The organism is Streptosporangium sp. NPDC020145, assembly GCF_040631275.1.
Taxonomy (GTDB): Bacteria; Actinomycetota; Actinomycetes; order Streptosporangiales; family Streptosporangiaceae; genus Streptosporangium.
Genome location: NZ_JBEXZT010000011.1, coordinates 103,064 through 128,477 on the forward strand (window position 1 = coordinate 103,064; position 25,414 = coordinate 128,477).

Genomic DNA, 25,414 nt, shown 5'->3' on the forward strand with positions numbered 1-25,414 from the left:
GAGAGGAACACCTCATGGACGATCTCCTGCGCGTCGACGACGCATTCTCCGAGGAACAGCGGCTCATCCGTGACACCACCGCTGAGTTCGTCGCGGACAAGGTGCTCCCCCACGTGGGCGAGTGGTTCGAGGAGGCGGTCTTCCCCGCCCGTGAACTGGCACCGCTCCTCGGCTCGCTCGGCCTGCTCGGCATGCACCTGGGCGGGTACGGCTGCGCGGGCCTGGACGCCGTCTCCTACGGCGTCGCCTGCCGGGAGCTTGAGGCGGGAGACTCGGGGCTGCGCTCGTTCGTCTCCGTGCAGGGCTCGCTGGCCATGTTCCCCATCTGGAAGTACGGCTCCGCGGAGCAGAAGGAGGAGTGGCTGCCCAGGATGGCCTCCGGCGAGGCGATCGGCTGCTTCGGCCTCACCGAGCCCGACCACGGCTCCGACCCCGCCGGGATGCGCACCCATGCCAAGCAGGACCCTTCGGGCGACTGGGTCCTCAACGGCTCCAAGATGTGGATCACCAACGGCTCCGTCGCCGACGTCGCGGTGGTCTGGGCCCAGACGGAGGACGGCGTCCGCGGCTTCGTCGTCCCCACCGGCACTCCCGGGTTCTCCGCCCCTGAGATCCACAGGAAGATGTCCCTGAGGGCCTCGGTGACCTCCTCCCTGTATCTCGACGACGTCCGTCTTCCCGCGTCAGCCGTACTGCCCGGGGTGCGGGGGTTGAAGGGGCCGCTTTCGTGCCTGTCGGAAGCGCGTTTCGGCATTCTGTGGGGAGTCGTGGGGGCGGCCCGCGCCTGCCTGGAGGCCGCCGTCGACTACTCGAAGACCCGTGTCCAGTTCGGCAAGCCCATCGGGGCCTTCCAGATGACCCAGGAGAAGCTCGCCTGGATGTACGTCGGTCTCGGCCAGGCTCAGCTCACCGCGCTCCACCTGGGCCGGCTGAAGGACGCGGGCACCCTCACCCCCCGGCAGGTCAGCTTCGGCAAGCTCGCCAACGTCCGCGCCGCGCTGGACATCGCCCGTCAGGCGCGCTCGATCCTGGGCGGCAACGGCATCACGCTGGAGTATCCCGTGATCAGGCACATGAACAACCTGGAGAGCGTGCTGACCTACGAGGGCACCCAGGAGATCCACACCCTCGTCCTGGGCGAGGCCCTGACCGGGATTCCCGCCTACCGCTGACCTTGGAGTCGTCGGCCGAGTGCGGGGCGTTGCGGCCTGCCGCTGGGGCGCCAGAGGGGAGTCCGTGCGGCCCTGGCCAGTTTCTCCTGCCAGGAGACGCCCTGGCGCATGTAGAAGCGGAGCAGTTCGGCGGTGGCCCTGGCGTCGGCCAGCGCGGCGTGGGCGCCGGAAAGCGGTATACCCGCCCGTTCACAGCAGGCGGCCAGGGTCCACTTCCCCTCGGAGAGGAAGTCCGGGGCGAGCTTCTGCGTGCACAGGGTCTCGGTCAGCCAGTGACTTTCCGGCAGAACCCGGAGGAACCGGAGGTCGAAGGAGGTGTTGTGAGCCACCAGGACACGCCCGGCGACCCGCTGCCAGACGTCGTCGAGCACCTCCTCGATCACCGGCGCCCGCGCGACCATCGCCTCGGTGATCCCGTGCACGTGCACGGCCCCGGTCGTCCTGCGTGGGTTGACCAGCGAGTGCCACTCGTCGAGGACCTCGCCCTCGGTGCTCAGGGAGACGAGGGCGATCTCACAGATCTGGTCGCCCTTCGCCGGGGAAAACCCCGTGGTCTCCACGTCGACCACGACATACCCTTGCCGGGAGGACACGCGGACCCCTCCGGCGGACTCAAGCCCCGAGCTCGTCATGAGTGCCACTGTATGATCCATCTACCCCCGTCCACACACGGTTCGTCCAACCACCGCCCCTTCCGGGCCTGGCAACGGACGTTGGTGGACACTATCCTCGGTACGCTGTCTCAAGCGGGGCGTTAGCTCAATGGTTAGAGCTGCGGACTTTTAATCCGTAGGTTCTGGGTTCGAGTCCCAGGCGCCCTACTCTTCAACCCCTTGCCCAGCAGGGGGTTCTTCTTTTCCCGGCCCCATGGAATCCGTAGGGGCGATCGCACGCCTAGGGGAGACCACGGGTGCCGGACGCCTCCCCACGATGACCTTCCGCGGCACCAGGGCTGCGGACGGTGCCGTGCGCCACGCCGTGTTCCTGCCGGCTTTCGGTCGTGGCCGTGTACCAGAAGTACAGTTCAGAGCCGATCTGGCTGATTCTCGTGGTGTCCGCTCCTGCTGCGGTCGCGGCCACAGTGGGGTTCGTGCGGGAGAGACGGGAAAGGCGACGGCGCCCCGAACGGGCAGCGGAGGATCCCGGTGAGGTTTTGCGGCGTCGCGTCGAGGCCGTCAACGCGACGTTCACCGATGTCCGCTTCTGGCCAGGGAGCGGGACCGCTCTCCCGGGTTACCTTCGAGGCGCTCCCCCGAACGGTCTCGCCAGCCTCCTCCGTGGAAGGGCACCCCCATGTCCTTGATCAAGCGCCTCGCTGTCACTGCTGCCGCCGTGGTTCTCGCTTCCCCGTTGGCGGCGATCCCGGCCGCCGCTTCCGCCAGCTCCAATTTCGTTTGCGCTCAGGGGAGGTGGGAGAGCGGGGAGCCGCTTTTCCACTTCTTGTGGCTGATCGGAGAGGACTGTACTGGGACCGCGGACCCGGCGCCCGGCCCCAACGTGATCACTGTCACCTCCTGGAACGCGACCTATAGCTGCGCGAAATTGAGCACACTTGACGGGAAGCGCGTGTTCGCCGACGCAAAGAAATGCGTCCAGGTGTAGCGGCTGCGTGGCTTCATGACGGCGCCCCCGCCCAGGAGGACAGGGGCGCCGTGGCGTGCCGGGTGCCGGGCTCATCGTCAGCGGGGGCGGAAGCGCAGACCCTGGCGGTGGCCGGTCACGGTTCCGGCGTGGTGGCCCAGCCGGTAGGCGATGAGCGACACCGGTTCGGCCACGACCGCACACGGCCGGGCGTCATCGCCTTCGGTGCTGTCCCACACCTGTCGGACGGCGATCAGCATGTCCTCCGCTCTGGAGGACTCGATGCGGGCCGGGCGGACGACCGTGTAGCCCTCTCCAACAGCGTGGCGAGGGGTGTGCATGCCAACCTGGTTTCCGTACTCGGTGCAGAGCCGGCCCGCGCCGAAGGGGAGTCGATCGCGAGGACGCCAGCCATCGAAAAAGAGGCGCTCCGTTGGCGCTCCCGGAAATGAGTTCCGTCGGCCGGCTCCCGTCACCGGCCACGAGGACTCCCGAGTGATCATCGGGCTCTTGCCTCGCACGCCAGGATGTGTCCATGACTGATCCGACGGACGACCTGACGGTCGAGGTCATTGAGCGCTACGCGGTCGCCGCGCCGGAGCACGAGACCGCCCGTTACCTTGATCTTCTTCATGGCAACTTCGTCGACCTGGCCGACCAGGAGCGAACCAGGTTCCTCCGCTCGTTGGGCCACGACGCTCGGCAGATCACCGACGCCGACCTTGAACGCATGCTTCGACGGGGAGAGTTCTCCGGTTGGCGGGAGCGGCTCGCCGCGGCGTGGCTCATCGGCCTCGACCGGCGTACCCGGTTCCGTGAAATCCTGGCCGACCTCCTCCTGGAGAGCGACCTCGTCTACGCCGGTCAGGGGTACAGCTTCGCCATCACCCGATTCGGGCAACCGGAGGACGCCGGCGTTCTCACCGCCTACCTGGAGAGGTACCTGCCGCAGCGCGACTGCCATTACGACCAGGACTGGGTCCTCGGCGGCCTCCTCCACCTCGACGAGACGCTGGGCACGGACCACGCCCCGGGATTCCTCACTCCCGACGGCCTCTGGAGCGGCTCCTCGTTCTCACGCCAGGACCCGGCCGACTGCCACCGCCGGATCGCCGGACTTCTCCGTTTCGCCGACCAGGCGATGAAAGCCGGCGCCTGAGACCGCCACGGCCCGACTCGGTCAGATCCTGGCGCACTGTTGTGTCCATGCGCTTCGCGCCGAGCGTCAAGACCGACGGGGAATCCATGTCCCTCACCCGTGATGACAGACCCAGGCCATCATGTGGGCCGACGAAGCCCTGGACTACGGCATGGAACCGGGCGACCGGCGCGTCATCTCCTGTGTCCTCATGCGCAAAAGCGCCATCGCCGGCAAGTTCGGCGACCACGGTCCCGGCCTGGCCAATGCCAAGGCCGCCCGATGGCTCTGTTCCCCACCAGGGAGGGCTCGCAACAACCGCATGATCTCTATGCTGCGGTACAGCGCAGCGATCAGAGGAGGGCCGGGGATGTCCGAGCGAAGCACCTGGACCATGCACCACTTCTCCCAGGCCAACCCGGAGGGGCCAGAGCAAGGAGATGTGCCCGCGCTCCTTCGTAGGGTCGCAGATTCCATCGAGGAACTGGGCGATGTCGAAGTCCACGACGTGATCATGCACAACGAGATCACCGAGGACGGCGACTGGCCAAGCCTCACCGTGTACTTCGACTACCGGACCGATGGTGCCTGACCTGGAGTTCGGCTCTGATCGGATCCACCGGCCACCTCCATCCCTACCGCTGACGCCCTTGGCTCATGAAGATCGGAGCATGGGCGGAACGGTCTCGACACCGCCAGGGGTCAGAGAGTGGCGCCGAGAACGGGGCGGTGAAGGTGGTGGGGGTTGATCGTGACGCCGGTGATGCGGCCGGCGAGGGCCAGGGCCGCCGGGATGGGGTTGTCGACGCTGTCCTCGGCGGTCGGATCGATGCCCAGTTCGCGGAGGTGGTGGTTGAGCCGGTCGGGGTCCGTACCCCACCTGTCGATGGGAAATCCCGGGTTGATGTCGGTGATGAGCCGGCCGTCGACGGCATAGGCGACATGGTGCCGGGCGTAGTCATGCCGATGCACCGTCACGGCCTCTCCACCGTCGCGTGACAAGGCGCCCAGAGTCTCTCGTCGTGCGCCGCGCCAGCCGCAGTCCTCGACCGCGACGGTCCAGTCCCCGATTCGCCTCACGGTGACGATCTGAGGTCCCTCTGGACAGGAGTGGTCCCCGTCTTCGATCAGCCGGATGTCCTCGTCCGCGGCGCCGAGTCGGCGCAGCACCTCGTGTTCGTCGAGCCCACGGACGAAGACGATCGTGTAGACGTCCCCGAGCCGGCTGTTCCCCTCCCACGCGTAGTCCTCCGGCGACGGGCCGGGGGTTCTCGCGGTGGCGTGGACCATCTCGAACGTTCTCGCCTGCTCGACGACCTCGGGATGGGCGGTGAGGAAGGCGTCGATGATCTCCTGTGCGACCCGGCCACGCCAGCTGACGGTGTAACCCTTCGCCTTCGCCCATGTGCGCATGCGGAGGGAGGTCTCGCGGGAGAGCCCCACGCGGTGGGTGACGCGGAGAGGCGTGAAGTCGGCATCGGACATGATCAGAAACTACCGACGGGGTTGATGTCCTGCCTCGCCGTCCAGGCATCGTGCTTCTCGCTGCGGGCCATGGTGACGAAGCGCACTCTGGCGGAAAACGTGAGTTGACGAGGTCTTCGGCCGCGACACCCCATCCCAAGATCCGGAACATACACGAAGCTTTTTCATCTCGCTTCACAAAGTTGAGGCGAGATGATCCTTTGACGAGTTGACCTGCGCGAAGAGGGCGGCAGCGCGGGACGCGCCAGGCCTTCGACTGCGTGTTCACCCGCTCGCCGGGGTCACGAAGCCTGGCGGGGGTGGAGCTGGAGCCCTTCTGCGAGACGGGCCTGTTCCCGTCCTTGTACGGCACGCGGACGTGCTCACCGGCACCGAGGCGGCCCTTGTCGGCGAGCGTGATCAGGCCGGTGGTCTTCAGGCGGTGCGGGGTGTGGACCCACGCCACACGGAAGGCACTGTGGACGGCCCCGCCCAGGGCTGATGTCCTCCGCGTGGGAGGGCGGGCGGGGCGCTCTTACTAGTCCTTCTTCAGGATGTTCACGCCGGTGATCTGCCTGCTGAAGGGGATGTACGCGATGGACGTGCCGCCGACGGGCGCCCACTCGCCGTGCCACTCGCCGTACTCGGGCATCTGCGGGTTGGGGTGCTTCCAGCCCACACCGATCATGTGGTAGCCGGTGCCGCTCGCGCAGTAGCTGGTGTACGCGGGCGGATCGTAGAGGCGGCCGATAACGCAGTCGGAGGGTTCGGCCTGTGCCGGTGTCGCCCCGGTGACGACCGTGGCGGCACCCAGTGCCGTCGCGAGCAGGGCTGTGGATAATCGGCGGATTCTCATGGGTGGCTCCTTACGACTGGGAAGGAGGACACCTCAAGGTGACCATCGATCGGCGTCGGCGGGGAGCTTGCATTTCTTCATATTTCGGCTGCATGGTCCCGCTTCGGCGCCCGCTGGATCGGACCCGAATCAGCGGCTCGCCTGGCCGGTTGTCACGCCGCTGCGGCTTTCACCACCTGGTGCGTCTGCTCGACGGTCCGGGCTTTGAGGGGGATCGGAGCCGGTCTCCGATGAGTGTGAGCACCTACGGCCATAGCTCCTGGAAACCGCGCCTGGCGACGTCCGCCGAGGTTGGCCGTGCGGGAAGCGAGCGAGCGTCCATAGTGGGACACATCCGATCCTCCCCCGGACGAGGCGTTCAGGCTCCCCGCGCCGGGCTGCGGGGACGACCTCGGGCGGGGGCCGAAGCGTGGACGACGCCGGTCCTCACCCGTCCGTGCGTCACGAAGGAGGCATCGGTGGCCACGAGGTGAACCAGCGGGGCCGACTGTTGTCCGGTCAGTTGTGGGAGCCGGATTCCGCGGCGGTCTTGAGATCGTTGAGCCAGGCTTCCAGGCCCATGTCCGAGGTGGGGTCGGCTTGGGGGCCGGTGTGGCTTTCCTCGGTGCGGACGAGGACGCCGCCGGGGACTTTGACGAAGTTCCAGACGTGGATGCCGTCGATGTGGAAACCGGCGCCGTCGGCGGGTCCGGTCCAGCGGATGCACCTGCCGTACTGGAGTTGCCGGACGGTGGAGGTGATGACCACCGTGGAGGGCGGGGACGGGGGGTTGGGGGGCAGGTGAACGGTCGCCTGGAACCGTGAGCGCTCGCGCAGTGGACCCGGGTCGAGACGCTTTGTGGTCATGGGCGCGACGGGCTTCTGCCAGGAGGGCCAGTCTTCCACGTCGGTCTGCAGATCCCAGATCGTGCGGAGCGGCGCCTGGATGAGGATTTCGGTCCGGTAGCGGGCCTTGGCGGCCGGGTCGACACCTCTGCCTTGGCAGGTCAGCGAGGCCGGGCCGGTGCCGTGATCGTGGGTGACGGCCTGGACGGGCACGGCGGTGGCGCCGAGGACACCGGCGACGGTCAGCGGAACCGCGAGCAGGGCGGCGCGCGTGCCGCTCCGGCGGCGAGGGGTTCGCGAGGTGGCCGAGCGAGTGCGGAACATCCTTCTCCTCTGTTCGTCGACCGGGTCGACCAGTCGAGCTATCAGCACTAGCGACCGTTAGACCATATAACGAGCGACAGTGAGCAGCAATAGGAAAAGTTAGAGCCAATAACTGTCGTGAACTTGATTTCCAGACCGCGTCCATGGTGGCCGTGTCGCGAAAAGGGGGCCGGACCGGCGGGAGCCCTGTCCCAGGGGCCGGGCCGCGTACGGGGTGCCGGCCGAGGCGGCTTCGAGGGGGTTGTGAGGGGTAGGCACGGATCAGAGAGGCCGCGGAAGGCCGCTGTCACACCGATCGTGACCGGCGCGCGGTCAGGTGACGGAAGGTGGCGGGACGCGTGAAGGACCGGGTTGTCCGCGCCGTCGGCGCTGGGTTGGCGGCCGTCTCCGAGAAGGCGGCGCGACTGCGACACGGGAGGCCGCTGCACCCTGACGGGCTCGTTCTCCACGCCGCCCTGCGTCTGCGGGGCGTGTCTCCACAGATGGGCGCCGCCTTCCTGGACGAGCCCATGACCCTGACCGGGGTGGCTCGCCTGTCTCGCGCGGCCGGTCTACCACCGCCGCTGCCGGACATCCTCGGCCTCGCCGTCCGCTGGTCCGCGGCCGGGCTGCCGGGTGACACGGGCGAGGGTGTCTGCGACCTGCTGCTGGCCACCACGGGACACACCGTCCTCGGCCGGCGTGCGTTGCGGCCCACGAGGCGGTGGGCGCCGGGCATGTACGGCTCGCTGCTGTCGTTCGCCCTCGACGGCCGGAACCGGAAGGTGTTACTCGGCGCCGTCGCGCGGTCGTCATGGGCCTCGTGGGCCGACCTTGACGAGCTCGCACTGGCGGTTGAGCGTGAACCGCTGGTGCTGGACCTGGTGGTGGCCCATCCGTTGACGCCCTGGCGGCGCTTCGGCCTGCTGGAACTGACCGGCCCGCCGCTACCGGACTCCGCGGCGCCGATGCGGTTCGACCCGGCCCGGCATCCGATTCCCGGCCTGCCTCCTGCGGGTGTGATGCAGCGGGTACGCGGACCGGTGTACGCCGCCGCCCAGCGCGTACCGCAGATGGGGGTGCGGGACCGTGACCGGGTCACTCCCGGCTGACCGGCCGGGCCGGGTTCGAGACCCCCGCCGCAGTCGCGACCATGCGCCTTTGCCGTGCGCCTCCGCTGTGCCGAACGTGCGCACCAGCGAACTCCAACCCGGGCGCAAGCACGGGGCGACATGGTGCTCTCATGCGGAAACCTCGTTCGCGTGGCCAGTACCGGCGTTCCGGCCGACCGACACCCGGTAGGCGGCTGTCGTCACGGCGTTCGAAGTACGGCAAGCGCGACTCTCTGGGTTCTCATCTCTGGACGGCGTGCATCACCGTGTCCGCGACCCTCGCGGTCGGGTATCTGGGGTACCAGGCGGTGACGGGCCTGATGAACGCCGCGTTGTCGGCCGGTCTGGTCGGTGAGCCCGGGACGCTGCTGGTCACCGAGTGTCGCTCGGGCAGCGGCCGCAGGAGCCTGCGGACCTGTACGGGGGTCTTCACCTACGCCTCCACCGGTGACCGTGTGATGGTCAAGGCCTTCTCGTGGGCCGAGAGCAGCGCGGTCTATCCCGCCCAGATCAACGCCGGTGGGGACCGGGCCAACCTTCGGGGCGTGCTGGGGGTGGCGGCGTCGTTGCCGTTCTTCTGGTTCCTGCTGGCCCTGTGTAGTGGCGGGCTCTGGATCTGGTACCTGGACGAGTTGGTGGGGCGGGTGGCAGGCCGGGTCTGCCTGGTGGCGGCGGCCGGGTTCCTGGTCGGCCTCTTCGCGATGGCCGTCAGCTGAGCGGCCGTGCCGGTCATCGGCCGGCCGTGCCGGCCGATGACCGGTGCTCCGTCCTGTCGCCCTCACGACCGGCGGGCGAGCGGCCGAGTCGATGCGCCGGCCGTCTCACCCGGCCGCGGGCCGGTAGCCGCGGACGTAGTCGACCGTGAACTCCCGTGGATACGGCCGTGCCGGCTCCGGGCCCGTACGGGGGAACTCGTAGATGCCGAGCATGAGCTGCATCGGGTAGCGCGGCGACTGGGGCACGGTCCTGACGCGTTCCCCGTCGATGAGGAAGGTCACCCGGCCGGGTGTCCACTCGGCCGCGTACACGTGGAAGTCACGGACGTCGATGGGTACGGACTCCACGGTGAAATCGTCGGTGATCTCCGGGTCGCCGAAGGGGTGCAGCCCCATGCCGATCCGTGCGCCGTCCGGCCGGACGTCCCTGCCGAAGATCTCACAGACGCAGATCTCGGCCGAACGTTCCGGCTCGTCCTCGTAGCCGATCATCCACAGCGCGACCATGGCACGGGGGTCGTCGGTCGCCTTGGCCCGCATCTCGACGAGGCCGTACCGGGGGGTGTAGAGCCTGACGTTGGCCTGCGCCTCGCGGACGACCATGCCGGGCCCGCGGCCGTGCTGCCCGACGCCGCTGCCCACGGGTCCGGCGAAGAGACCGGTCTGCAGGGAGGAGACACGGAGTTCCCCCTCGGCCTCGGGGCACCACGACGGCTGGTCCTCCTCGATCAGGAGCCGCAGCAGGCCGCCGCCGACCCGGTACCGGGCGAGGGACGCCGTGCCGGTGGTCCACTGGGGCAGGTAACGGGGCACCCATCGGTTCTCGTCGAGACGATCGCCGTCGAAGACGTCCTCGAACTCCAACTCGTAACCGTTCTTGGTGACCGGATCGGGCATGCCCTCCACGTGTCTCTCCTTTCGAGGGAACAGGACGGGGTTCAGCGGACGGTCCAGCCGCCGTCCACGACGAGCGTGTGCCCGGTGACCAGCGAAGCGGCCGGCGAGGCGAGGAACAGCACCGCCCCGGCGACCTCCATGGGCTCTCCGATGCGGTGCAGGGCCGCGATGCGCTCGATCACGTCGGCTTCGAACTCCGGGTCGGCCAGTGCCGCGGCCGTCCCGGGAGTACGGACGAAGGTCGGGGCGACGTTGTTGACCGTGATCCCGTACGGGCCCCACTCCACCGCGAGACAACGGGTGAGGTGGGCGACGGCGGCCTTGGTCATGCAGTACACGGACTCTCCGGGCAGGGCCACCTCGCCGGCCTGCGACCCCAGGTTGACGATCCGTCCGTATCCCTGGCGGATCATGACCCGGCCCGCGGCCTGGCTGGTGAGGAAGACGCCCTTGAGGTTGATCGCGACCGTCCGGTCGAAGTCGGTCTCGGTGACGTCCTCGGCCGGGTTGCCCGGCGCCACGCCCGCGTTGTTGACCAGGATGTCGATCCGGCCGAACCGGTCCGTCACGGCCTCCACGGCTCCGGCGATCTGGCCGGGGTCGGCCAGATCCATCTGCAGGGGCAGCGCCGTACGGCCCAGCGCCCGGATCTCGGCGGCCAGGCCGGAGTCCGCGCCGACGTCGCGCAGTCCCAGGGCGACGTCGGCCCCGGCGTTGGCCAGTGCCAGCGCGATCGCCCGGCCGAGGCCACGCGCCGCACCGGTGACGAGGGCGACCCGCCCGGCCACGCCGAAGTCGGGAAACGATGTCACGGAGCCTCCTGTCGACGGCGGAAGCCCGCACGTTCGTCATTACCGTAATGGTTTAGCTCATGACATTACACCGCTGCCGACGAGCCCGTAGGCTGCCCCTGTGTCCACCGTTGTGCCCGCCGCACCCGCCGCGACGACGGGCGGCAGCCCACTGACGCCCTCCCCTGCCGCCGAGCTGGTACTGGCCTTCGTCAACACCCGGGCGCTGCGCGGTGAGCGGGAGCGCCTGGCGGACACCGAGTCCTTCCGCGACTGGCTGGCCGCCGCCGGGCTGGCGGACTCCGGCGTCCGCGTCACCGCGACCGACCTGGCCGCGGCACGCGAACTGCGCGAGGCCCTGATCGGCGTCCTGCTCTCACACGCCGGCGCCCCGGTCCGCGACGAGGACGTCGACCGCCTGCGGCGCTTCGGGGAGCTGTATCCGGTCCGTCCCGTCGTCGGCGTCCTCGACGCCGCGCTGTGCCCGGTCGCCGGAGGTACGGCGGGCGCCTTCGCCCGGGTGCTCGCGTCCGCCGCCGAACTGGCCCTGCGCGGGACGTGGAGCCGGGTGAAGGCGTGCCGCAACCCGCCCTGCGAACTCGGCTACTACGACCGCTCCCGCAACCAGGCCGCGGTTTACTGCGACGCCCGCACCTGCGGCGCCCAGATGGCGACACGGGCGTACCGGGCCAGAGCCAGGGCGAACTCCGGTCCGTAGGTTCGGAGGCCGGATCCAGGCATTTTCTTGGTCAGACATCGGTCCCCTGCCGGACCCACCCGGAAACGATCACATTGGCGTTCTCACAGCAATCAGACGTGTCCCCAACCGTCCGTTTCCGCGCCGCATACAGGTCCATCAACGTCCCCGACAACCAAACGTCCCGCAGGCGGTGATCTCCGGGATCCGCGCCACCGGCATCCACTCGGCCGGCCCTGCCCCCAGTTCACCCATAACCCGACCTCACGCGTGAGGAGGCAGGTTGCGCTCGGGGACGACCAGGATGGTTCCTCTCATGTTGGCGGATCTCCCGGATATTTCCCGCTGCCCGTACGAAGACACATGTGATCCTCTATGGTTCTGCCGGTCGGGCAGGACGGCAGGCAGGAGGGCCAATGGCCGACTTGAGCGAGTGGTCGAGCCTGGTCACAGGCCGCCACGACGATTTCGACTCCCTCACCGTACGCGCCTTGACAGGTGGTGCGATGGGCCAGTCGTTCGCCAGCCCGTTTCCCGTGATCGGCAGTGACAACCGCAGGTATTTCGTGAAGGCGCTGGAAGGCTGTCCTGAACACGCTCGCGGATCTCTAGCCGTGGAATACGTCGTCGCCCAGGTGGGACGACTCATCGGGGCTCCTGTCTGTGACAGCGGCCTGATCCGCATCCCGGATGATCTCGCGGGTTGGCCGATGCCGTTCGGCAAGCTCCAGCCAGGGATCGCTCACGCCTGTCTCGCACTGGACCGTGCCATCGAGACTCGGCCACAGCTGACCAGCCGGACTCAGGATGACAACCGTAGACGTCAGGTCGGTGTCTACGCCCTTTACGACTGGTGTTTCGGGTCAGACCCTCAGTGGCTGCACGATCTGAGCAACGACCGCTCGATCTACAGCCACGACCACGGTCTCTATCTGCCTCCCAACGACGGGACTGTCCGTCGTACATACCTGGAGCTCAGCGTCGATGAGCCAAATGAGTTGCCGGACCCCCCGAGTGGACTCGACCCTGGTGCGATCGACGAAGTGTCGGCCGCGCTTGAGAGAATAGGTCGCGATGCTCTCGTCAAGGTTGTGCGTGGCGTGCCAGCATCGTGGCCGGTGAGCGACGACGATCTGGAAGCACTCGGCTGGTTCCTGGAACGCCGGGCGCCCACCACAGCCGCCAGGTTGCGAGCATTGATCTGAAGGGAGGTCGGTCCAATGAGTCGTTACGTTTACTCGATTGTCCGCTGTCTCCCGGACCCACGCACAGGTGAGTTCGTCAACGTCGGAGCGGTCGCCGGCGATCCGGTGACAGGCGACTGGACGATCAGGCAGATCAGCAACCTGGACCGTGCGCGGAAGTTCGCCGGTACTGCGGCGCTGGAAACCGCGATCAGTCAACTGATCCATCTGGACGAGGAGATCGACAGAAGTCGCACGGCTCTACTGGAGGATCGCGGCGAGCCCTTGGGCGAGGAATGGCTGCTCAAGCTTCACCGCGATCACCGCAATGTGGTGCAGTTCAGCGAACCAGCGCCCCTGCTGGCTCACAGCGCCGAAGAGGCGCTGGCGTTCGTCTTCGAGCACCTCATCATCGACCCCGTGTCCGCGTCGAAACACCCCTCGGTCACTAAGCGTGATCTACATCGCGATCTCCGAGAGGCGTTCCGGGCCGCTTTGATCTCGGAGGAGTACATCCGGGCAAAGGTCCAGATCCACGTCGGAGCGCGAGTTCACACCCCGGTTGACTTCGCCATCGCGAACGGTCGAGTGGTCCAGCTCACGCAAACCTGGTCGTTCCGGCTTGCGCAGGTTGAAGATGTTCCTCTCCAGGTGAAGGCGTGGGGTTATGCCCTGGAGCGACTTCGCCGAGGCGAGGATGCCAGAGTCATCGACTCGCTGGGCCGGACCAGCACCATCTCACCGGACGTGGATCTGCAGGTTGTGATCGCGCCACCGGAGACACGTAAGCAGACAGAGGCCTTCGAGGAGTCCCAGCAGGTTTTCGACACGCTCTATGCGCATGTCCACTCCCTCGACGAAGTCCAGGCCGTCACCTCCCGGGCCGCAGAACTGGCACAGGCCCTCCACTAAGTGGTCCGCGCCGCCGCCTTCCCGGGTCGCGGTAGGAGGCGTTTGGGTACCGTGCGCGGTATGACCGCCGGTCGGCGCCCGCCTCTGGTGGAGGTGTTCCCCGATCTCTTCGTTGACATCATCACTCTGCTATGCGCCGCGGACGAGGACGGCCCTCTGGCGGACACGGTCAGCGACCTGCTGTTCCTACGGCATGTGCACCTGTCGTACCGGCACCGGCGAGGTCGAGCGCGTTTCCTGGACCCCATGTGGACGGCCGTGAGCTGAGCCGAACGCCCGTCGTGTGGAGGTGGGCGTGGGTACGGCTCCGCTTGGGCGAGGAGTGCCGGTCGGTCCTCAGAAGGACGACGCCCGGTGGTTTCCGCGCCTACCTTCCCAACCTGACCGCCCTGTTCGTCGCGGTCTTCATGGAAGGGGAAGGTCAATGTCGGTGCTCGCGGATCCCCGCGCCTTTCGCAGAACGGTGGCCGGGCTCAGCCTGGTCGTCGCGCCGCTGCTCTATGTGGTGGCCGTCGTCGCCGACCCGGCGCTCAGACAGGGCGGCGACACCGTCGGCGTCTACGGCCGATATCCGGAGCAGGTCTCGGTCAGCGCCTCGCTGCTCCACTGGAGCTGGGTTCTGCTGCTCCCGGGCATCGTCGGGATGGTCCACCTGATCCGGGGGCGTGGTGTCGTCTTCGGGCACATCGCCGGAGGGCTCGCGTTCTTCGGCGTCGTGAACTTCTCCGGGCTGATGCTCGGCGACTTCTTCTACTCGTATCTCGAAAGGGCTCTGCCCGCCGCGCAGGGCGCCGCGCTCGCGGACCAGGCGATCACCGACCCCGGGGCCCGGTACGCGTTCCAGATCCCGGGGTTCGTCGGGCTCGTCGGCCTGCTCCTGCTCGGGCTGGCCCTGGCCTACGCCCGGCGCGGGCCGTGGTGGGCTCCCTTCGCGATGCTGGCCGGCATCCTGACGGGGCCGATCTTCCCGTTCGGCACGATCGCGGGCGGGGCGCTCTACATCGCCGGTGCCGGAGTCATCGGGCTCAGGATGCTGCGCATGAGCGACGAGGAGTGGTCGGGAGAGCCGGTTCAGCCGACCCCCACCGGGTCGCCGAGCGGGAACCTCGCGAACACCCGGTAGTGCCCGCCCGGGATGGGGCCGACGGACAGTTCGCCACCGTGCATCTCGATCCGTTCCCGCATTCCGATCAGGCCGTGTCCGCCCTCTGGCGGACGGCGGGCCGTGTCGCCGGCGGCGGGGTCCGCCCCGTCGTTGATCACGAGGATGCTCAGCTCGGCGGGGCCGTACGCGATGGTGATGTCGACGTTGGAGGCGCGCGCGTGTTTCAGCACGTTCGTCAGCGCCTCCTGGATCAGGCGGTACGCGGACAGGTCCAACCCCGACGACAGGGGCGTCGGGGTTCCGATGATCCGCGGCTCGATCCGCGGCCCCGCCTCCCGGACCTGGGCGATCAGCTCGTCCAGACGGTCCAGGCCGGGCTGGGGGGCGGGGACGTCGCCGTCACCCAGGGACCGCAGCATCCCCAGCATGAGCGTGAGCTCGGCGACGGCCTCCCGGCCCGCCTGTTCGACACCGAGCAGCAGGGTGCGTTCGCGTTCCCTTTCCCGGTCGTCGCCGAGCATCCTGCGTACCCCGCCCACGTGCAGGGTCATCAGGCTCACGTTGTGGGAGACGATGTCGTGCAGTTCGCGGGCGATCCGCGCGCGTTCCTCTGCCACCGCCCAGCGGGCCCGCTCCTCACGTTCCATCTCCAGGCGGGTGGTGTGCTGGGCCAGCCGTGCCGTCCGGTCCATCTGCCTGCGCAGCAGGATGCCGCTGGTGTACGCCACCCCCACGAAGATCGCGCTGATCAGGACCTCCGGGATGTCGACCAGTCTCAGGGTCTGCAGGTGGCCGTAGGCGATCAGCAGGCAGAACAGCCCGGCGATCCCCCGGCGGCTGCGCAGCTCGGCGGCGCTCGCCACGCTGTGCAGCAGGATCAGGGTCGAGTAGAAGTGCCACGCGGCGTAGTACTCCGGGTTCGTCGTCCTCTGCATGGTGAAGCCGAGCACGGTCAGCATCAGGAGAGCCGTCATCGGAAACGCGCGCCGGAAGAGCAGCAGCACCCCGGAGACGATCGCCCCCGCCGCCATCGTCATCGGGTTCTCGATCTGGCCGTATCCGGCCCCCTGACGGCCGTAGGACTCCACCAGTCCGGCCACGGTCACGGCGAGGGAGAGCAGCAGGTCGGGCCAGGTGGGACGTCGGCCGTTGAGCAGTCGCGTCAGCACGACCCGTCCCTCACGTCGTCCCGCCCCCTGCCTGGCCGTACGACTCCGGCCTCGTAGGCGAACACGACCGCGTGGATGCGGTCGCGCAGGCTGAGCTTGCGCAGGATGTGCCCGACGTGGGTTCGTACGGTCACCTCGCCGATACGCAGGTCCCGCGCTATCTCGGGGTTGGACATCCCGTCCGCGAGCAGCCGCAGCACCTCCAGCTCACGTGGGGTGAGCGTGGCCAGCTCGGGCGCCGGGACCGGCTGGGGCTGGGCCGCGAACGAGTCGATCACCCGCGGGGTGACCGCGGGGTCGATGACCGCGCCTCCGGCCGCCGCCACGCGCACGGCCTCGATGAGTTGCTCGGCCGGTGAGCTCTTGAGGAGGAAGCCGTGGACCCGCGCGCGCAGTGAGGCGTGCAGGTTGTCGTCGGTGTTGAAGGTGGTCAACATGATGATCTTGGGTGGTTCCGGATCCTCAAGGAGTTGCCTGGCGGCGCTCAGTCCGTCCAGTCCCGGCATGGCGATGTCCATCAGCAGGACGTCCGGTCGCAGCTGACGGGCCACGGTGAGAACCTGACGGCCGTCGGCCGCCTCCCCCACGACCTCGATGCCCGGCGCCGTCTCGATGACGAGCCGCAGCCCGGTGCGGATCATCGCCTGGTCGTCCGCGATGACCAACCTGATCGCCACTGGATTCTCCGGTCTTTCAGCAGGACAACAGGGTAGAAGGTACGGCAGGCGGGGGCGGTGCGCCTCCTCCACGTGGCGGACCCCGCCTCCACCACGTGCACGACCCGGTCCCCGCCGGAGCTCCGCGCGCTTTCGGCGCCTACCAATCCGGTGAGCGAAATGTCTCGTACTTTGGGCTGATTGTGGGAGGTGGGGGCTCTCGTACCATGACTTCGTGCGCGGCCTTATTCGCTCTGTGTGGCATGAGCCCCGTTCCCCCGACGCGCCACAACGGGTGTGGCGAGACTGGGTGCTCGTGGGGGTGTTGCTGCCGGTCGCGCTGCTCGAAGGAGTGGTACGGCCGGACATGCCCTCGCGGGTCGTCTCGGTCGGCCTCGCGGTCGGCCTGGTGCCCACCCTGTTGTGGCGCCGCACCCGGCCGTTGCCGATGGTCGTGATCGCGTTCGGCCTGTCGGGTGTGGCCCAGGTGCTGACGGGTGGGGTCTCCCCCGAGTCGAACACCATGGTCTATCTGCTCCTCCTGCCCTACGCGCTGTTCCGGTGGGGGTCCGGGCGGGAGGCGATCGTCGGGTTGGCGGTCATCCTCGTCAAGACCGCGTTCTCGGTGGTCGTGGACTACCGAGGTCCCGCCGACACGGCCGCCGCGTTCGCCGTCGTGTTCTCGGTGGTCGCCGTGGGAGCGGCGTTCCGGTACCGGACGAGGGCGCGGACACGGGAACTCGACCAGGTCAAACTGCTCGAACGCGAGCAACTGGCCCGGGATCTGCACGACACCGTCGCCCATCACGTCTCGGCGATGGCGATCCGGGCGCAGGCGGGACTGGCGATGGCGGCCTCCCAGCCGGACGCCGCAACCGAGGCGTTGCGGGTGATCGAGGCCGAGGCGGCCCAGGCGCTCACCGAGATGCGCGCCATGGTTCACGTCCTGCGCAGGAACACACCCGCCGACCTGGAGCCGGGGCGCGGTATCGCCGACCTCTCCCAGCTGGAGGGTCCGGGGCGGTCCGGGCCGTCCGTCCGGGTGGAGGTCGAGGGGGACACCGCCGGTCTTCCCCCTTCCGTCGAGGCCGCGATCTACCGTCTCTCCCAGGAGTCGGTCACCAACGCCCGGCGGCACGCGCGGCACGCCACCCGGGTCCTGGTCCGGATCAGTGCGGGCGACACGTCGGTCCGTCTGCACGTGAGCGACGACGGCGATCCCGTCCGCCCCGCGGGGACACCCGGTTACGGGATCACCGGCATGATCGAACGGGCCGACCTCCTCGGGGGGACCTGTGTGGCGGGTCCCAATCCCGACCGGGGGTGGAGCGTCACCGCCGTACTGCCGCGCACCGGGGTGACCGGGTGAGCGTCCGGGTGCTGGTCGCCGACGACCAGGAGATCGTCCGTACCGGGCTGGCGATGATCCTCAACGCGCAGCCGGGGATCGAGGTGGTCGGCGAGGCCCCGGACGGGCGGCGGGCGGTCGACCTCGCCCGGCGGATCCGGCCTGACGTGTGCCTTCTCGACATCCGGATGCCCGTGCTCAACGGCATCGAGGCCACCCGGATGCTCGCCGGGCCCGCCGTGGAGGACCCGATCCCCGTCGTGGTCATCACCACCTTCGACCTCGACGAGTACGTCTACGCGGCGCTGCGCGCGGGGGCCAGGGGGTTCCTGCTGAAGAACGCCGGCGCCGAACTGCTCTCCCAGGCCGTGCACACCGCGGCGGCCGGTGACGCCCTCATCGCTCCGAGCGTCACCGCCCGTCTGCTCACCGCCTTCGCGCACGCCGGGCCCGCCGCGCCGCCCGCCCGTCCCGTCGAGGCGCTCACCGAGCGTGAGGAGCAGATCCTCGTCACGGTGGCCCGGGGGCGTACCAACAACGAGATCGCCGACGAGCTTCACATCTCGCTCAGCACCGTCAAGACCCACATCGCCAGCCTGATGGCCAAGCTCGGCGCCAGGAACCGGGTGGAGATCGCCATCTGGGCGTACGAGACCCACCGGGTCAGGCTCTGAACCGGGAAGGTCAGTGGCCGAGGCCGGCGTCGCGGGCTCGGATGATCGCCTCGGCCCGGTCGGCGACGTGCAGCTTGGCGAAGATGTTCGAGACGTTGTTACGCACGGTCTTCTGCGACAGGAACAGCGTGGAGGCGATCTGCGCGTTCGACCTTCCCGCGGCGAGCAGCGACAGGACCTCCCGTTCGCGTGGCGTGAGCTGCGGGAACACGTGATCACCCGACGCCGTCGGCCCGTTGGTGAGGAACGCCGCCACACGGCGCGCGACCGCGGGACCGAAGATCGCCTCACCGTTGGCGACCGCGGTGATCGCGCGCCCGATCTCGGCCTGGTTGGCGCCCTTCAGCAGGTAGCCGCGTGCCCCGGCCCGCATCGCGGCGAACAGGGTGGCGTCCTCCTCCGACATCGTCAGCACGACCACCGCGATGTGCGGGCTGTGCGCGGAGATCCGCCGGGTCGCCTCGATCCCGTCCAGTCCCGGCATCCTGACGTCCATGACCACCACGTCCGGCTGTGTCTCCGTGGCCAGTTCGACCGCCTCCAGCCCGGTACCGGCCATGCCCACCACCTCGATGCCGGACATCGAGCTCAGCAGCGCCGCCAGGCCTTCGCGGTACACCGGGTGGTCGTCGGCGAGGAACACCCGGATCGCTTCATGGGACACCCTCCACCTCCACCACCTGTTCCAGCGGAAGTCTCGCACGGACCAGCGTTCCGCCGTCGGCCAGGCGGGTGATCTCGCAGTCGCCGCCGAGTTCGGCGGCCCGTTCCCGCAGTGAGGACATCCCCACACCGGCTGTGACGTCCGCCCCGATTCCCGCGCCGTCGTCGCGCACCAGGACGTCGAGGACCCCCTCGTGCACGCTCAGGGCGATGTCGCAGCGCGAGGCGCCCGCGTGCCGGACGACGTTCGTCAGCGCCTCCGACACGATCCGGTACGCCGCCACCTCCACCGCGGCGGGCAGCGCGCCGAGCGCCCCGCCGCCGGTGACGACGACCTCAAGGCCACTCGGACGGAAGCGGTCCACCTGCTGCCGGACCGCCTGGATCAGGCCCAGCTCGTCGAGTGCCGGTGGACGCAGGTCGTGCACTATGCGCCGGATGTCCGCCACGATCGTGGCGACCTCGGCGGCCGTCCGGTCGAGGATGCGCTCGGCCTCGCCGGGTGACGTGCGGGTCAGGTTCCTGGCGGTCTCGATCCGCAACGCCACCGCGCCGAGGTTCGGTCCCAGCCCGTCGTGCAGGTCGCGTCGCAGCCTGCGACGTTCCTCCTCACGGGCGACCACGAGCTGGGCGCGGATGCGCTGCAGGTCGGTGCTGAGTTCAGAGGCGCGTGCCGCCGCGGCCGCCTGCCGTACCAGGTCGCCCAGGAGCCGCTGGTCCCGTTCGGTCAGGTCGGTCCGGCACAGCACCAGCCGCCCGACCAGCTCGGAGCGGTACGCGACCGGCAGTGAGAGCGACGGCCCGCGCGGTGACCCGTACTCCACCACGGAGCGTTCTCCCCCCGGGCGTTCGATCTCCACCCGCACGTAGGACAGCCGGAACGCCTCGGCCAGCGTCCGTGCCACCGCGACCAGCTGCTCCCGCGGGTCGGTGGCCAGTTCGAGCCGCTTCGCCAGCGTCGAGACCGTCGCGTACGGGTCCTCCCGCGACCCGCGCACCAGCACGCGGACCACCCGCATCAGCCAGGTCCGCAGCGGCATGTAGACCGCCGCGACGATCACGAGGGCGGCGAGCGCGGCGTTGCGTTCGTCGATCACGGTGCCGACGACGGTGAACACGGCGATGTCGACCAGGATCACCAGTGCGGCGAGCATGCCGTACAGGGCCGTCGCCGAGAGCAACCGGTCGATGCCGTACAGCCGGTACTTGGTCACCGCGACCACCACGGCGGAGGAGGTGAGCGCGATCGCGAGGCCGAGCGTGGCCCCGGAGAGCTCCGGCGGCAGCATGTACCCCAGCAGCAGCACGAACATGTCCACCAGCGCGGCCCACATCAGCCAGCGGATCTGGGCCCGCCGGTCGGGGTCGGCGGCGCGGTAGCGGCGCACCATGACCGCGAACGGCACCACCAGGCTCACCACGATCCCGGTGTAGGCGATCTTCAGGGCCGGATGCCAGAAGCCGTACGGCAGGTCGACGCCGAACGGGTCGGACGCGATCCGCGCGATCTCGGGAGGCAGCGGCGTGGCGAGGTAGCGCGTCAGGACGGCCTGCGGCACCACCATCATCACCGTCGGCAGCAGCGCGGTCAGCGCGAGGCTGACGACGGACAGCCAGCGCCACAGCCTGTCCTTCGGCAGGCGCCCGTCGGGGAACACCAGGATCAGCAGCGGCAGGCCGAGCAGCAACGTCGCGCCGAACCGGGCGTAGAACCAGTGGGCGGCCGACGCGCCCGGCGTGCCCGGCGACACGTGGACCGCGTACGTGGTCCAGGCCGCGGCGAAGCCGTCCAGGACCCAGACGAGGCCGGAGACGGTCAGCACCCAGGCGACCGAGTGCCGGGGCAGCCGCCGGAGCAGGAGAACACCGGGGAGCACCTGCGCGAGGCCGGTCAGGGCCAACGTCCAGCCCGGGTCGATGCCGCTCGGTGCCTTCACCCCCCGGTTCAGGACGTCCAGAACCACCGCGCCGACGGCCAGCGCGACGGCGACGGCCGGTACGGCCACCAGGAGGGATCTGCGTGTCGCCGTCGGACCACGTGGGGTCACGTTCTTCACGAAATGCATTCTCACCAAGAGTGTCCCGATTGTCGCGAGACTGCCGTCCCGCCGGGATCGGGAACTTCGAGGGCCGGGATCGGGACGGCCGGCTCTGCTCAGCCGGGGCCGAGGACGCCGATCGTGGAGGCCGGGCGGCGCACCGGCGGCCCTCGTGGAAAGGAGCCGACCGACGATGGATGCGCAGGGGCGTATGGATGCGAGGGCCGTCGGCTCCCCGCCCGCCGGGCACCGTGACACGATCCGCAACCTCGGGCTCGGGCTGACGGTCTGCACGCTGCCCTGGGTGGTGAGCAACGTCCTGTTCGGCCCCCACGGTGACGGGCCGGGTTCGCGGATCAACGACCTGACCGCGCTGCTCTTCCAGATCGGCCTGTTCGCGCTGGTCACGGCGCAGCTGCGGACCCGGGCGACCGGGACCTCGCGCGCCTCCGTGATCCTGCTCAGGGTCGAGACGGTGCTGCTCGTCCCGGCCTGCCTGTGGTCGCTGCTGCACGGGATCCTGCCCGTCGAGACGCGCGGCGCCACATGGCTGGCCGTACTCGACGTCTTCTGGCCGCTGTCGATGCTGGGCATGTTCACGATCGGGGTGAGGCTCGCGTTCGCCGGACGGTGGCGGGGAGTGCTGCGGTGGTGGCCTCTGGTCGCGGAGAGCTGGGCGTTCGTGGCCATCCCGTCGCTCTGGCTGCTGGGCGAGCCCGTCGGACGATGGATCGGCGCCGGTCACCTGGTCGCCGGGTACGCCACGCTGGGACTGCTGCTCGCCCGGAGTCCGGAGCTGACCGTCACCCCGCGTGAGCGTGGCTAGGGCCTGTTTTGTGGATCTTCGCCGTGGCGAGGATCGTCCAGGTGGATGCCCCGCAAGGCGGAGGAGGAGCTCATAACGGAGTTATGGGCGACAGATTCTCCCCGGGCCCCCGCGGCAAACGCGGAGCCTGCGGAGCGTTTTCGTGGGGTGGGGCGACAACGCGGCGGGGGGCCGCCTGGACGACCGCAGTAGGCGGAAAGATCCACAAAACAGGTCCTAGGGCCTGCGGATGATCCACTCGGCCACGGCGAGGTTGATGACCCATCCGGCGCCCACGAGCAGGGCCCTGGGGATCTCGTCGAGGGGGCCGACGAGGAGCATCCAGGGGAGCTGGGTGAACGCCTGGGTGCCCGCGGCCACGCCGATCGCGTAGCCGCGGATCATCCAGGCGCGGTGGCGGCGGAGGTCCCTCCGCAGGACGGCGGCGAGGCCGAGCACCAGGGAGACCGTCATCGCCGTGCCGAACACGAGCCGGAACAGCGCCAGGAGGTCGCCGTCGCCCGGTGGGCGAGGGTAGAACACGGTCATCCACAGGCCGGAGAGCGCGGCGACGAGTCCGCACCCGACGAGGACCCGGCCTGCCGTACGGTGCCAGCCCGGCCTCCGGCGCCGGAACTCCCCCGCGAACTGGAAGGCGCCCACGATGCCGTAGACGGACGCCCCGATGATGTGCAGCACCACGGGGAGCGGCGTCGCGAGGAACCGCGCGTTGGCGGGGGTGACCGCCGCGCCTCCCGCCACCTCTCCCAGCCGGAGCGCACCGGCGACCACCGGGATCACGCTGAGCGCGATCAGGCCGGTCGGCCCCACCCATCCGGGGACCCTGGAGCCCCGCCGGGCCTTCTGGATCTTCTGGGGCCTGGCGCCCCTCACGCTGCTCTCGGTCATGAGGGGATCGTGACTTTTTCGCCTATATCAACTCATCGCAAGAAAGGCCGGATTCGAGTCGGCCGATCGTCCGGGGATCGGGCGTACTTTCGGCTGAACCGGCGGCGTGGAGGGCCCTCGCACGCCGATCAGTCGTCGTCCCCCTTCCGGACCCTGGCGTAGTGCCGGGCCGCTCGCGCCCGGTTGCCGCAGCCGGGTGAGCACCACTCGCGCCGCGGGGTGTCGCGGACGAAGTGCAGGACACAGCCCGGACCGTGGCAGGCGCGAAGTTGACGGCGCGACGGCCCAGCGAACAGGTCGGCGGCCTCCTCGGCCAGCGCGGCGAACACGGCGGCGACGGGACGGCCCTCGAAGCGCACCACCGTGTGCGGCTCGGGAGCGGTGCGCAGCTCACGCCAGCGGGGGGTCCGGCCCGCGTGCCGGTTGAGGGTCGCGACCGCGTCCGGATCAAGGTCGCGGCCGTCCACGGTCGCGGCGGAGAGTGCCCCGATGACGTCCCTCAGCTCCCTGGCCAGGCACAGGTCACGGTCGGTCACGCCGTGGATGTCGGCGTCGGTGAGGTCGACCGCGAGGCGCGGGCGCATGTCGCGCAGCCACGCGCCCAGGTGCTCGACGCTTCGCAGACCGTCCTTGGGACGGCCTCTCACGGCGTACGCGGTGTTGCCCAGCTCGACGGGCGGCGGTTCGCCGAGGAGCGGAGCGCCACCGCTCACGAGGTCTGCCACTTTCACCCTTCTAACGGTACATCCCGGTTGACAGCGTTAGAGACACCGGGCATATTCTAATGGCGTCAGAGGAATTGAACCGTTAGAAAAGCTGGAGGCATCCCATGAGCACACCGGCCCTGCGAACCGGGCACGTCGGCCTGAACGTGACCGACCTGACGCGCTCCGTCGCCTTCTACCGTCAGGTCTTCGACTTCGAGGTCCTGGACGAGCGGAGTGACGGCGAGCGCAGATTCGCCTTCCTCGGCCGCGAGGGAACCCTGATGGTCACCTTGTGGCAGCAGAGCGGCGGCGTCTTCCCCGTCGACCGGCCCGGCCTGCACCACCTGTCGTTCCAGGTGCCCGACATCGAGGCCGTCCGTCGTGCCGAGGCCACCCTGCGCGAGCTCGGCGTGCGGCCGGTCCACGACGGGATCGTCCCGCACGGCGAGGGGGCGTCCTCCGGCGGTGTGTTCTTCACCGATCCGGACGGCATCCGCCTGGAGATCTACGCGCCGAGCGGCGCCGACACCGCGCCGGCGCCCACCCAGGGCGCACCGACCTGCGGTTTCTTCTAGGAGGATCGCCATGTTCCACCAAGGCGAACACGTGGTGCAGCGCCACGCCGGGGTGACCGCCGACGGCTGGGGGTCCGCCGGTGTGGGGACGAGCATCCCGCCGGTGGCCGCGGAGTTCCTCGGTCTGCAGCGTCTGGTGGTGCTCGCGGCCCCCGACGGGACAGGCGCGGCATGGGTCACGATGCTCACCGGCCCGCCCGGATTCACCACCGCCGCCGACGACCGCACCGTCGCGGTCGACCGGTTGCCCGGGACCGGCGATCCCCTCGAAGGCCTCTTCGACGGCCTTCCCGGCACCGGGCGGCAGGTGGGGATGCTAGCGATCGAGCCCGCCACCCGGAGACGGATGCGCGTCAACGGCCGGGGCCGCCGGCACGGGGACCGGCTCCTGATACACACCGAGCAGGTGTACTCCAACTGCCCGAAATACCTACAAACCCGCACCTATGTCGAAGACTCGTTCCCGGCGCGCGGGACAGCGCTCGTCACCGAGGAGCTCACCGCCGGGCAGCAGCGGTGGATCGCCGCGGCCGACACGTTCTTCGTCGGCACGTACGCGGCGGGGCTGGGGGCCGACGCGTCGCATCGCGGCGGCAACCCCGGCTTCGTCACGGTGACCGGCGGCCGTCGGCTGACCTGGCCCGACTATGTCGGCAACTCAATGTACATGACGTTGGGCAACCTCGAACTCGAACCACGCTGCGGGCTGCTGTTCCCCAACTGGGAGAACGGCAGGACCCTGCATCTGACGGGCCGGGCCCGGGTCGACTGGGACCCTGACCGTGCGACCGCCGTACCGGGTGCGCAACGGCTGATCGATTTCGACGTCGAGCGAGCCGTCGAGATCACCGGTGGTCTCCCCCAGCGGTGGTCCTTCGGCGGACACTCCCGTTTCAACCCCGCCTGAGACCTCTCACCGCTGAAGGAGAACCATGCGCGTCCGTGTCGACATGACCCTGTGTCAGACCCACGCCCAGTGCGTGTTCGCCGCCCCGGAGGTGTTCACCCTCGACGACAACGACGAACTGGTGTACGACGCCGCACCCGCCGACGCGTCGTGGCCCGCCGTTGAGCAGGCGGCCCGCGCCTGCCCCGTGCAGGCCATAATCCTCTGAT

29 protein-coding genes and 1 tRNA gene are annotated in these 25,414 nt (G+C 69.3%); 17 read left to right on the plus strand and 13 right to left on the minus strand.

From position 1 onward, the window contains the following. The first annotated feature begins 14 nt into the window (after positions 1-14). Positions 15-1,172 (plus strand): acyl-CoA dehydrogenase family protein, encoded by a 1,158-nt coding sequence (locus ABZ463_RS21500; protein ID WP_362778263.1) that lies wholly within the window; start codon positions 15-17, stop codon positions 1,170-1,172. On the opposite strand, the gene ABZ463_RS21505 is transcribed toward ABZ463_RS21500, so the two are convergent. Then, positions 1,163-1,804 (minus strand): 3'-5' exonuclease, encoded by a 642-nt coding sequence (locus ABZ463_RS21505; protein WP_352015304.1) that lies wholly within the window; start codon positions 1,802-1,804, stop codon positions 1,163-1,165. The two genes, ABZ463_RS21500 and ABZ463_RS21505, sit on opposite strands and share 10 nt — an antisense overlap. 116 nt (positions 1,805-1,920) lie before the next feature. Between ABZ463_RS21505 and ABZ463_RS21510 the strand changes: the two genes are divergently transcribed. After that, positions 1,921-1,993 (plus strand) — tRNA-Lys (locus tag ABZ463_RS21510). An 858-nt stretch (positions 1,994-2,851) separates the two neighbouring features. Here ABZ463_RS21510 and ABZ463_RS21515 read toward each other — a convergent pair. Continuing rightward, positions 2,852-3,094, minus strand: a complete 243-nt coding sequence (locus tag ABZ463_RS21515) for a hypothetical protein (RefSeq protein ID WP_362778266.1) — start codon at positions 3,092-3,094, stop codon at positions 2,852-2,854. Between the two features lie 194 nt (positions 3,095-3,288). On the opposite strand from ABZ463_RS21515, the gene ABZ463_RS21520 reads away from it, so the two are divergent. Both ABZ463_RS21520 and ABZ463_RS21525 read left to right on the plus strand, forming a co-directional pair. Then, entirely contained in the window at positions 3,289-3,912 is a 624-nt protein-coding gene (locus tag ABZ463_RS21520; protein ID WP_362778268.1) for a DUF6000 family protein, read from the plus strand. A gap of 121 nt (positions 3,913-4,033) precedes the next feature. Continuing rightward, on the plus strand, positions 4,034-4,483 hold the full coding sequence (locus ABZ463_RS21525) for a hypothetical protein (RefSeq protein WP_362778271.1): 450 nt from the start codon (positions 4,034-4,036) through the stop codon (positions 4,481-4,483). Positions 4,484-4,593: 110 nt separating this feature from the next. Here the strand turns inward: ABZ463_RS21525 and ABZ463_RS21530 are convergent, their stop codons facing one another. From ABZ463_RS21530 to ABZ463_RS21540, 3 genes are all read right to left on the minus strand, one after another. Continuing rightward, positions 4,594-5,376 (minus strand): DUF6461 domain-containing protein, encoded by a 783-nt coding sequence (locus ABZ463_RS21530; RefSeq protein WP_362778274.1) that lies wholly within the window; start codon positions 5,374-5,376, stop codon positions 4,594-4,596. 517 nt (positions 5,377-5,893) lie between these two features. Beyond that, positions 5,894-6,211 carry a hypothetical protein gene (locus tag ABZ463_RS21535; protein WP_362778276.1) on the minus strand — a complete coding sequence of 106 codons (318 nt, stop codon included), beginning with the start codon at positions 6,209-6,211 and terminating at the stop codon, positions 5,894-5,896. A gap of 498 nt (positions 6,212-6,709) precedes the next feature. Then, positions 6,710-7,360 (minus strand): SRPBCC family protein, encoded by a 651-nt coding sequence (locus ABZ463_RS21540; protein ID WP_362778278.1) that lies wholly within the window; start codon positions 7,358-7,360, stop codon positions 6,710-6,712. Between the two features lie 338 nt (positions 7,361-7,698). Here ABZ463_RS21540 and ABZ463_RS21545 point away from each other — a divergent pair, with 338 nt between their 5' ends. Together ABZ463_RS21545 and ABZ463_RS21550 are read left to right on the plus strand one after the other, a co-directional pair. After that, positions 7,699-8,451, plus strand: a complete 753-nt coding sequence (locus ABZ463_RS21545; RefSeq protein ID WP_362778280.1) for a hypothetical protein — start codon at positions 7,699-7,701, stop codon at positions 8,449-8,451. Positions 8,452-8,717: 266 nt separating this feature from the next. Continuing rightward, complete coding sequence (locus ABZ463_RS21550) at positions 8,718-9,167, plus strand: hypothetical protein (RefSeq protein ID WP_362778282.1); 450 nt, start codon at positions 8,718-8,720, stop codon at positions 9,165-9,167. Positions 9,168-9,272: 105 nt separating this feature from the next. On the opposite strand, the gene ABZ463_RS21555 is transcribed toward ABZ463_RS21550, so the two are convergent. After that, a complete protein-coding gene (locus tag ABZ463_RS21555) occupies positions 9,273-10,064 on the minus strand; it encodes a glycoside hydrolase family 16 protein (protein ID WP_362778483.1) in 792 nt (263 codons plus the stop codon). 41 nt (positions 10,065-10,105) lie between these two features. Then, on the minus strand, positions 10,106-10,876 hold the full coding sequence (locus tag ABZ463_RS21560; protein ID WP_352015995.1) for an SDR family oxidoreductase: 771 nt from the start codon (positions 10,874-10,876) through the stop codon (positions 10,106-10,108). Between the two features lie 100 nt (positions 10,877-10,976). Between ABZ463_RS21560 and ABZ463_RS21565 the strand changes: the two genes are divergently transcribed. The 5 genes from ABZ463_RS21565 (at position 10,977) to ABZ463_RS21585 (ending at position 14,771) form a co-directional block, all read left to right on the plus strand. Next, on the plus strand, positions 10,977-11,573 hold the full coding sequence (locus ABZ463_RS21565) for a CGNR zinc finger domain-containing protein (RefSeq protein WP_362778285.1): 597 nt from the start codon (positions 10,977-10,979) through the stop codon (positions 11,571-11,573). 395 nt (positions 11,574-11,968) lie between these two features. After that, positions 11,969-12,757, plus strand: coding sequence for a hypothetical protein (locus tag ABZ463_RS21570; protein ID WP_362778288.1), 789 nt, complete (start codon positions 11,969-11,971; stop codon positions 12,755-12,757). Positions 12,758-12,772: 15 nt separating this feature from the next. Continuing rightward, positions 12,773-13,648, plus strand: coding sequence for a DUF3037 domain-containing protein (locus ABZ463_RS21575; protein WP_362778291.1), 876 nt, complete (start codon positions 12,773-12,775; stop codon positions 13,646-13,648). A 60-nt stretch (positions 13,649-13,708) separates the two neighbouring features. Next, the gene (locus ABZ463_RS21580) at positions 13,709-13,915 is read left to right on the plus strand and encodes a hypothetical protein (RefSeq protein ID WP_362778294.1); all 207 of its coding nucleotides are present in this window, start codon (positions 13,709-13,711) and stop codon (positions 13,913-13,915) included. Between the two features lie 157 nt (positions 13,916-14,072). Next, positions 14,073-14,771 carry a hypothetical protein gene (locus tag ABZ463_RS21585; RefSeq protein WP_362778296.1) on the plus strand — a complete coding sequence of 233 codons (699 nt, stop codon included), beginning with the start codon at positions 14,073-14,075 and terminating at the stop codon, positions 14,769-14,771. Here ABZ463_RS21585 and ABZ463_RS21590 read toward each other — a convergent pair. Together ABZ463_RS21590 and ABZ463_RS21595 are read right to left on the minus strand one after the other, a co-directional pair. Continuing rightward, a complete protein-coding gene (locus ABZ463_RS21590) occupies positions 14,720-15,922 on the minus strand; it encodes a histidine kinase (RefSeq protein ID WP_352015990.1) in 1,203 nt (400 codons plus the stop codon). The genes ABZ463_RS21585 and ABZ463_RS21590 overlap by 52 nt on opposite strands. After that, the gene (locus tag ABZ463_RS21595) at positions 15,916-16,599 is read right to left on the minus strand and encodes a response regulator transcription factor (protein ID WP_362778299.1); all 684 of its coding nucleotides are present in this window, start codon (positions 16,597-16,599) and stop codon (positions 15,916-15,918) included. Before ABZ463_RS21595 ends, ABZ463_RS21590 begins: the two co-directional genes overlap by 7 nt. Positions 16,600-16,834: 235 nt before the next feature. Between ABZ463_RS21595 and ABZ463_RS21600 the strand changes: the two genes are divergently transcribed. Together ABZ463_RS21600 and ABZ463_RS21605 are read left to right on the plus strand one after the other, a co-directional pair. Then, positions 16,835-17,947, plus strand: coding sequence for a sensor histidine kinase (locus ABZ463_RS21600; RefSeq protein ID WP_362778301.1), 1,113 nt, complete (start codon positions 16,835-16,837; stop codon positions 17,945-17,947). Further along, a complete protein-coding gene (locus ABZ463_RS21605) occupies positions 17,944-18,600 on the plus strand; it encodes a response regulator transcription factor (protein ID WP_362778303.1) in 657 nt (218 codons plus the stop codon). Before ABZ463_RS21600 ends, ABZ463_RS21605 begins: the two co-directional genes overlap by 4 nt. A gap of 10 nt (positions 18,601-18,610) precedes the next feature. Here ABZ463_RS21605 and ABZ463_RS21610 read toward each other — a convergent pair whose 3' ends face one another. Together ABZ463_RS21610 and ABZ463_RS21615 are read right to left on the minus strand one after the other, a co-directional pair. After that, positions 18,611-19,264, minus strand: a complete 654-nt coding sequence (locus ABZ463_RS21610; protein ID WP_362778305.1) for a response regulator transcription factor — start codon at positions 19,262-19,264, stop codon at positions 18,611-18,613. After that, positions 19,254-21,320: a histidine kinase gene (locus ABZ463_RS21615; RefSeq protein ID WP_362778307.1), complete on the minus strand. Its 2,067-nt coding sequence runs from the start codon at positions 21,318-21,320 to the stop codon at positions 19,254-19,256. The genes ABZ463_RS21610 and ABZ463_RS21615 overlap by 11 nt, the downstream gene beginning before the upstream one ends. Positions 21,321-21,495: 175 nt before the next feature. Here ABZ463_RS21615 and ABZ463_RS21620 point away from each other — a divergent pair, with 175 nt between their 5' ends. Next, positions 21,496-22,128, plus strand: a complete 633-nt coding sequence (locus ABZ463_RS21620; protein ID WP_362778309.1) for a hypothetical protein — start codon at positions 21,496-21,498, stop codon at positions 22,126-22,128. Positions 22,129-22,344: 216 nt separating this feature from the next. On the opposite strand, the gene ABZ463_RS21625 is transcribed toward ABZ463_RS21620, so the two are convergent. Next, the gene (locus tag ABZ463_RS21625; RefSeq protein ID WP_352015983.1) at positions 22,345-23,016 is read right to left on the minus strand and encodes a DUF2306 domain-containing protein; all 672 of its coding nucleotides are present in this window, start codon (positions 23,014-23,016) and stop codon (positions 22,345-22,347) included. A gap of 128 nt (positions 23,017-23,144) precedes the next feature. Beyond that, the gene (locus ABZ463_RS21630; protein WP_362778312.1) at positions 23,145-23,747 is read right to left on the minus strand and encodes an ABATE domain-containing protein; all 603 of its coding nucleotides are present in this window, start codon (positions 23,745-23,747) and stop codon (positions 23,145-23,147) included. Between the two features lie 98 nt (positions 23,748-23,845). Here ABZ463_RS21630 and ABZ463_RS21635 point away from each other — a divergent pair, with 98 nt between their 5' ends. Genes ABZ463_RS21635 through ABZ463_RS21645 form a run of 3 tightly spaced genes read left to right on the plus strand, consistent with a single transcriptional unit; the run spans position 23,846 to position 25,413 of the window. Next, positions 23,846-24,298 carry a VOC family protein gene (locus ABZ463_RS21635; protein WP_352015981.1) on the plus strand — a complete coding sequence of 151 codons (453 nt, stop codon included), beginning with the start codon at positions 23,846-23,848 and terminating at the stop codon, positions 24,296-24,298. Between the two features lie 10 nt (positions 24,299-24,308). Beyond that, positions 24,309-25,205: a pyridoxamine 5'-phosphate oxidase family protein gene (locus tag ABZ463_RS21640; protein WP_362778315.1), complete on the plus strand. Its 897-nt coding sequence runs from the start codon at positions 24,309-24,311 to the stop codon at positions 25,203-25,205. A 25-nt stretch (positions 25,206-25,230) separates the two neighbouring features. After that, on the plus strand, positions 25,231-25,413 hold the full coding sequence (locus tag ABZ463_RS21645) for a ferredoxin (protein WP_352015979.1): 183 nt from the start codon (positions 25,231-25,233) through the stop codon (positions 25,411-25,413). Position 25,414 lies beyond the last annotated feature (1 nt).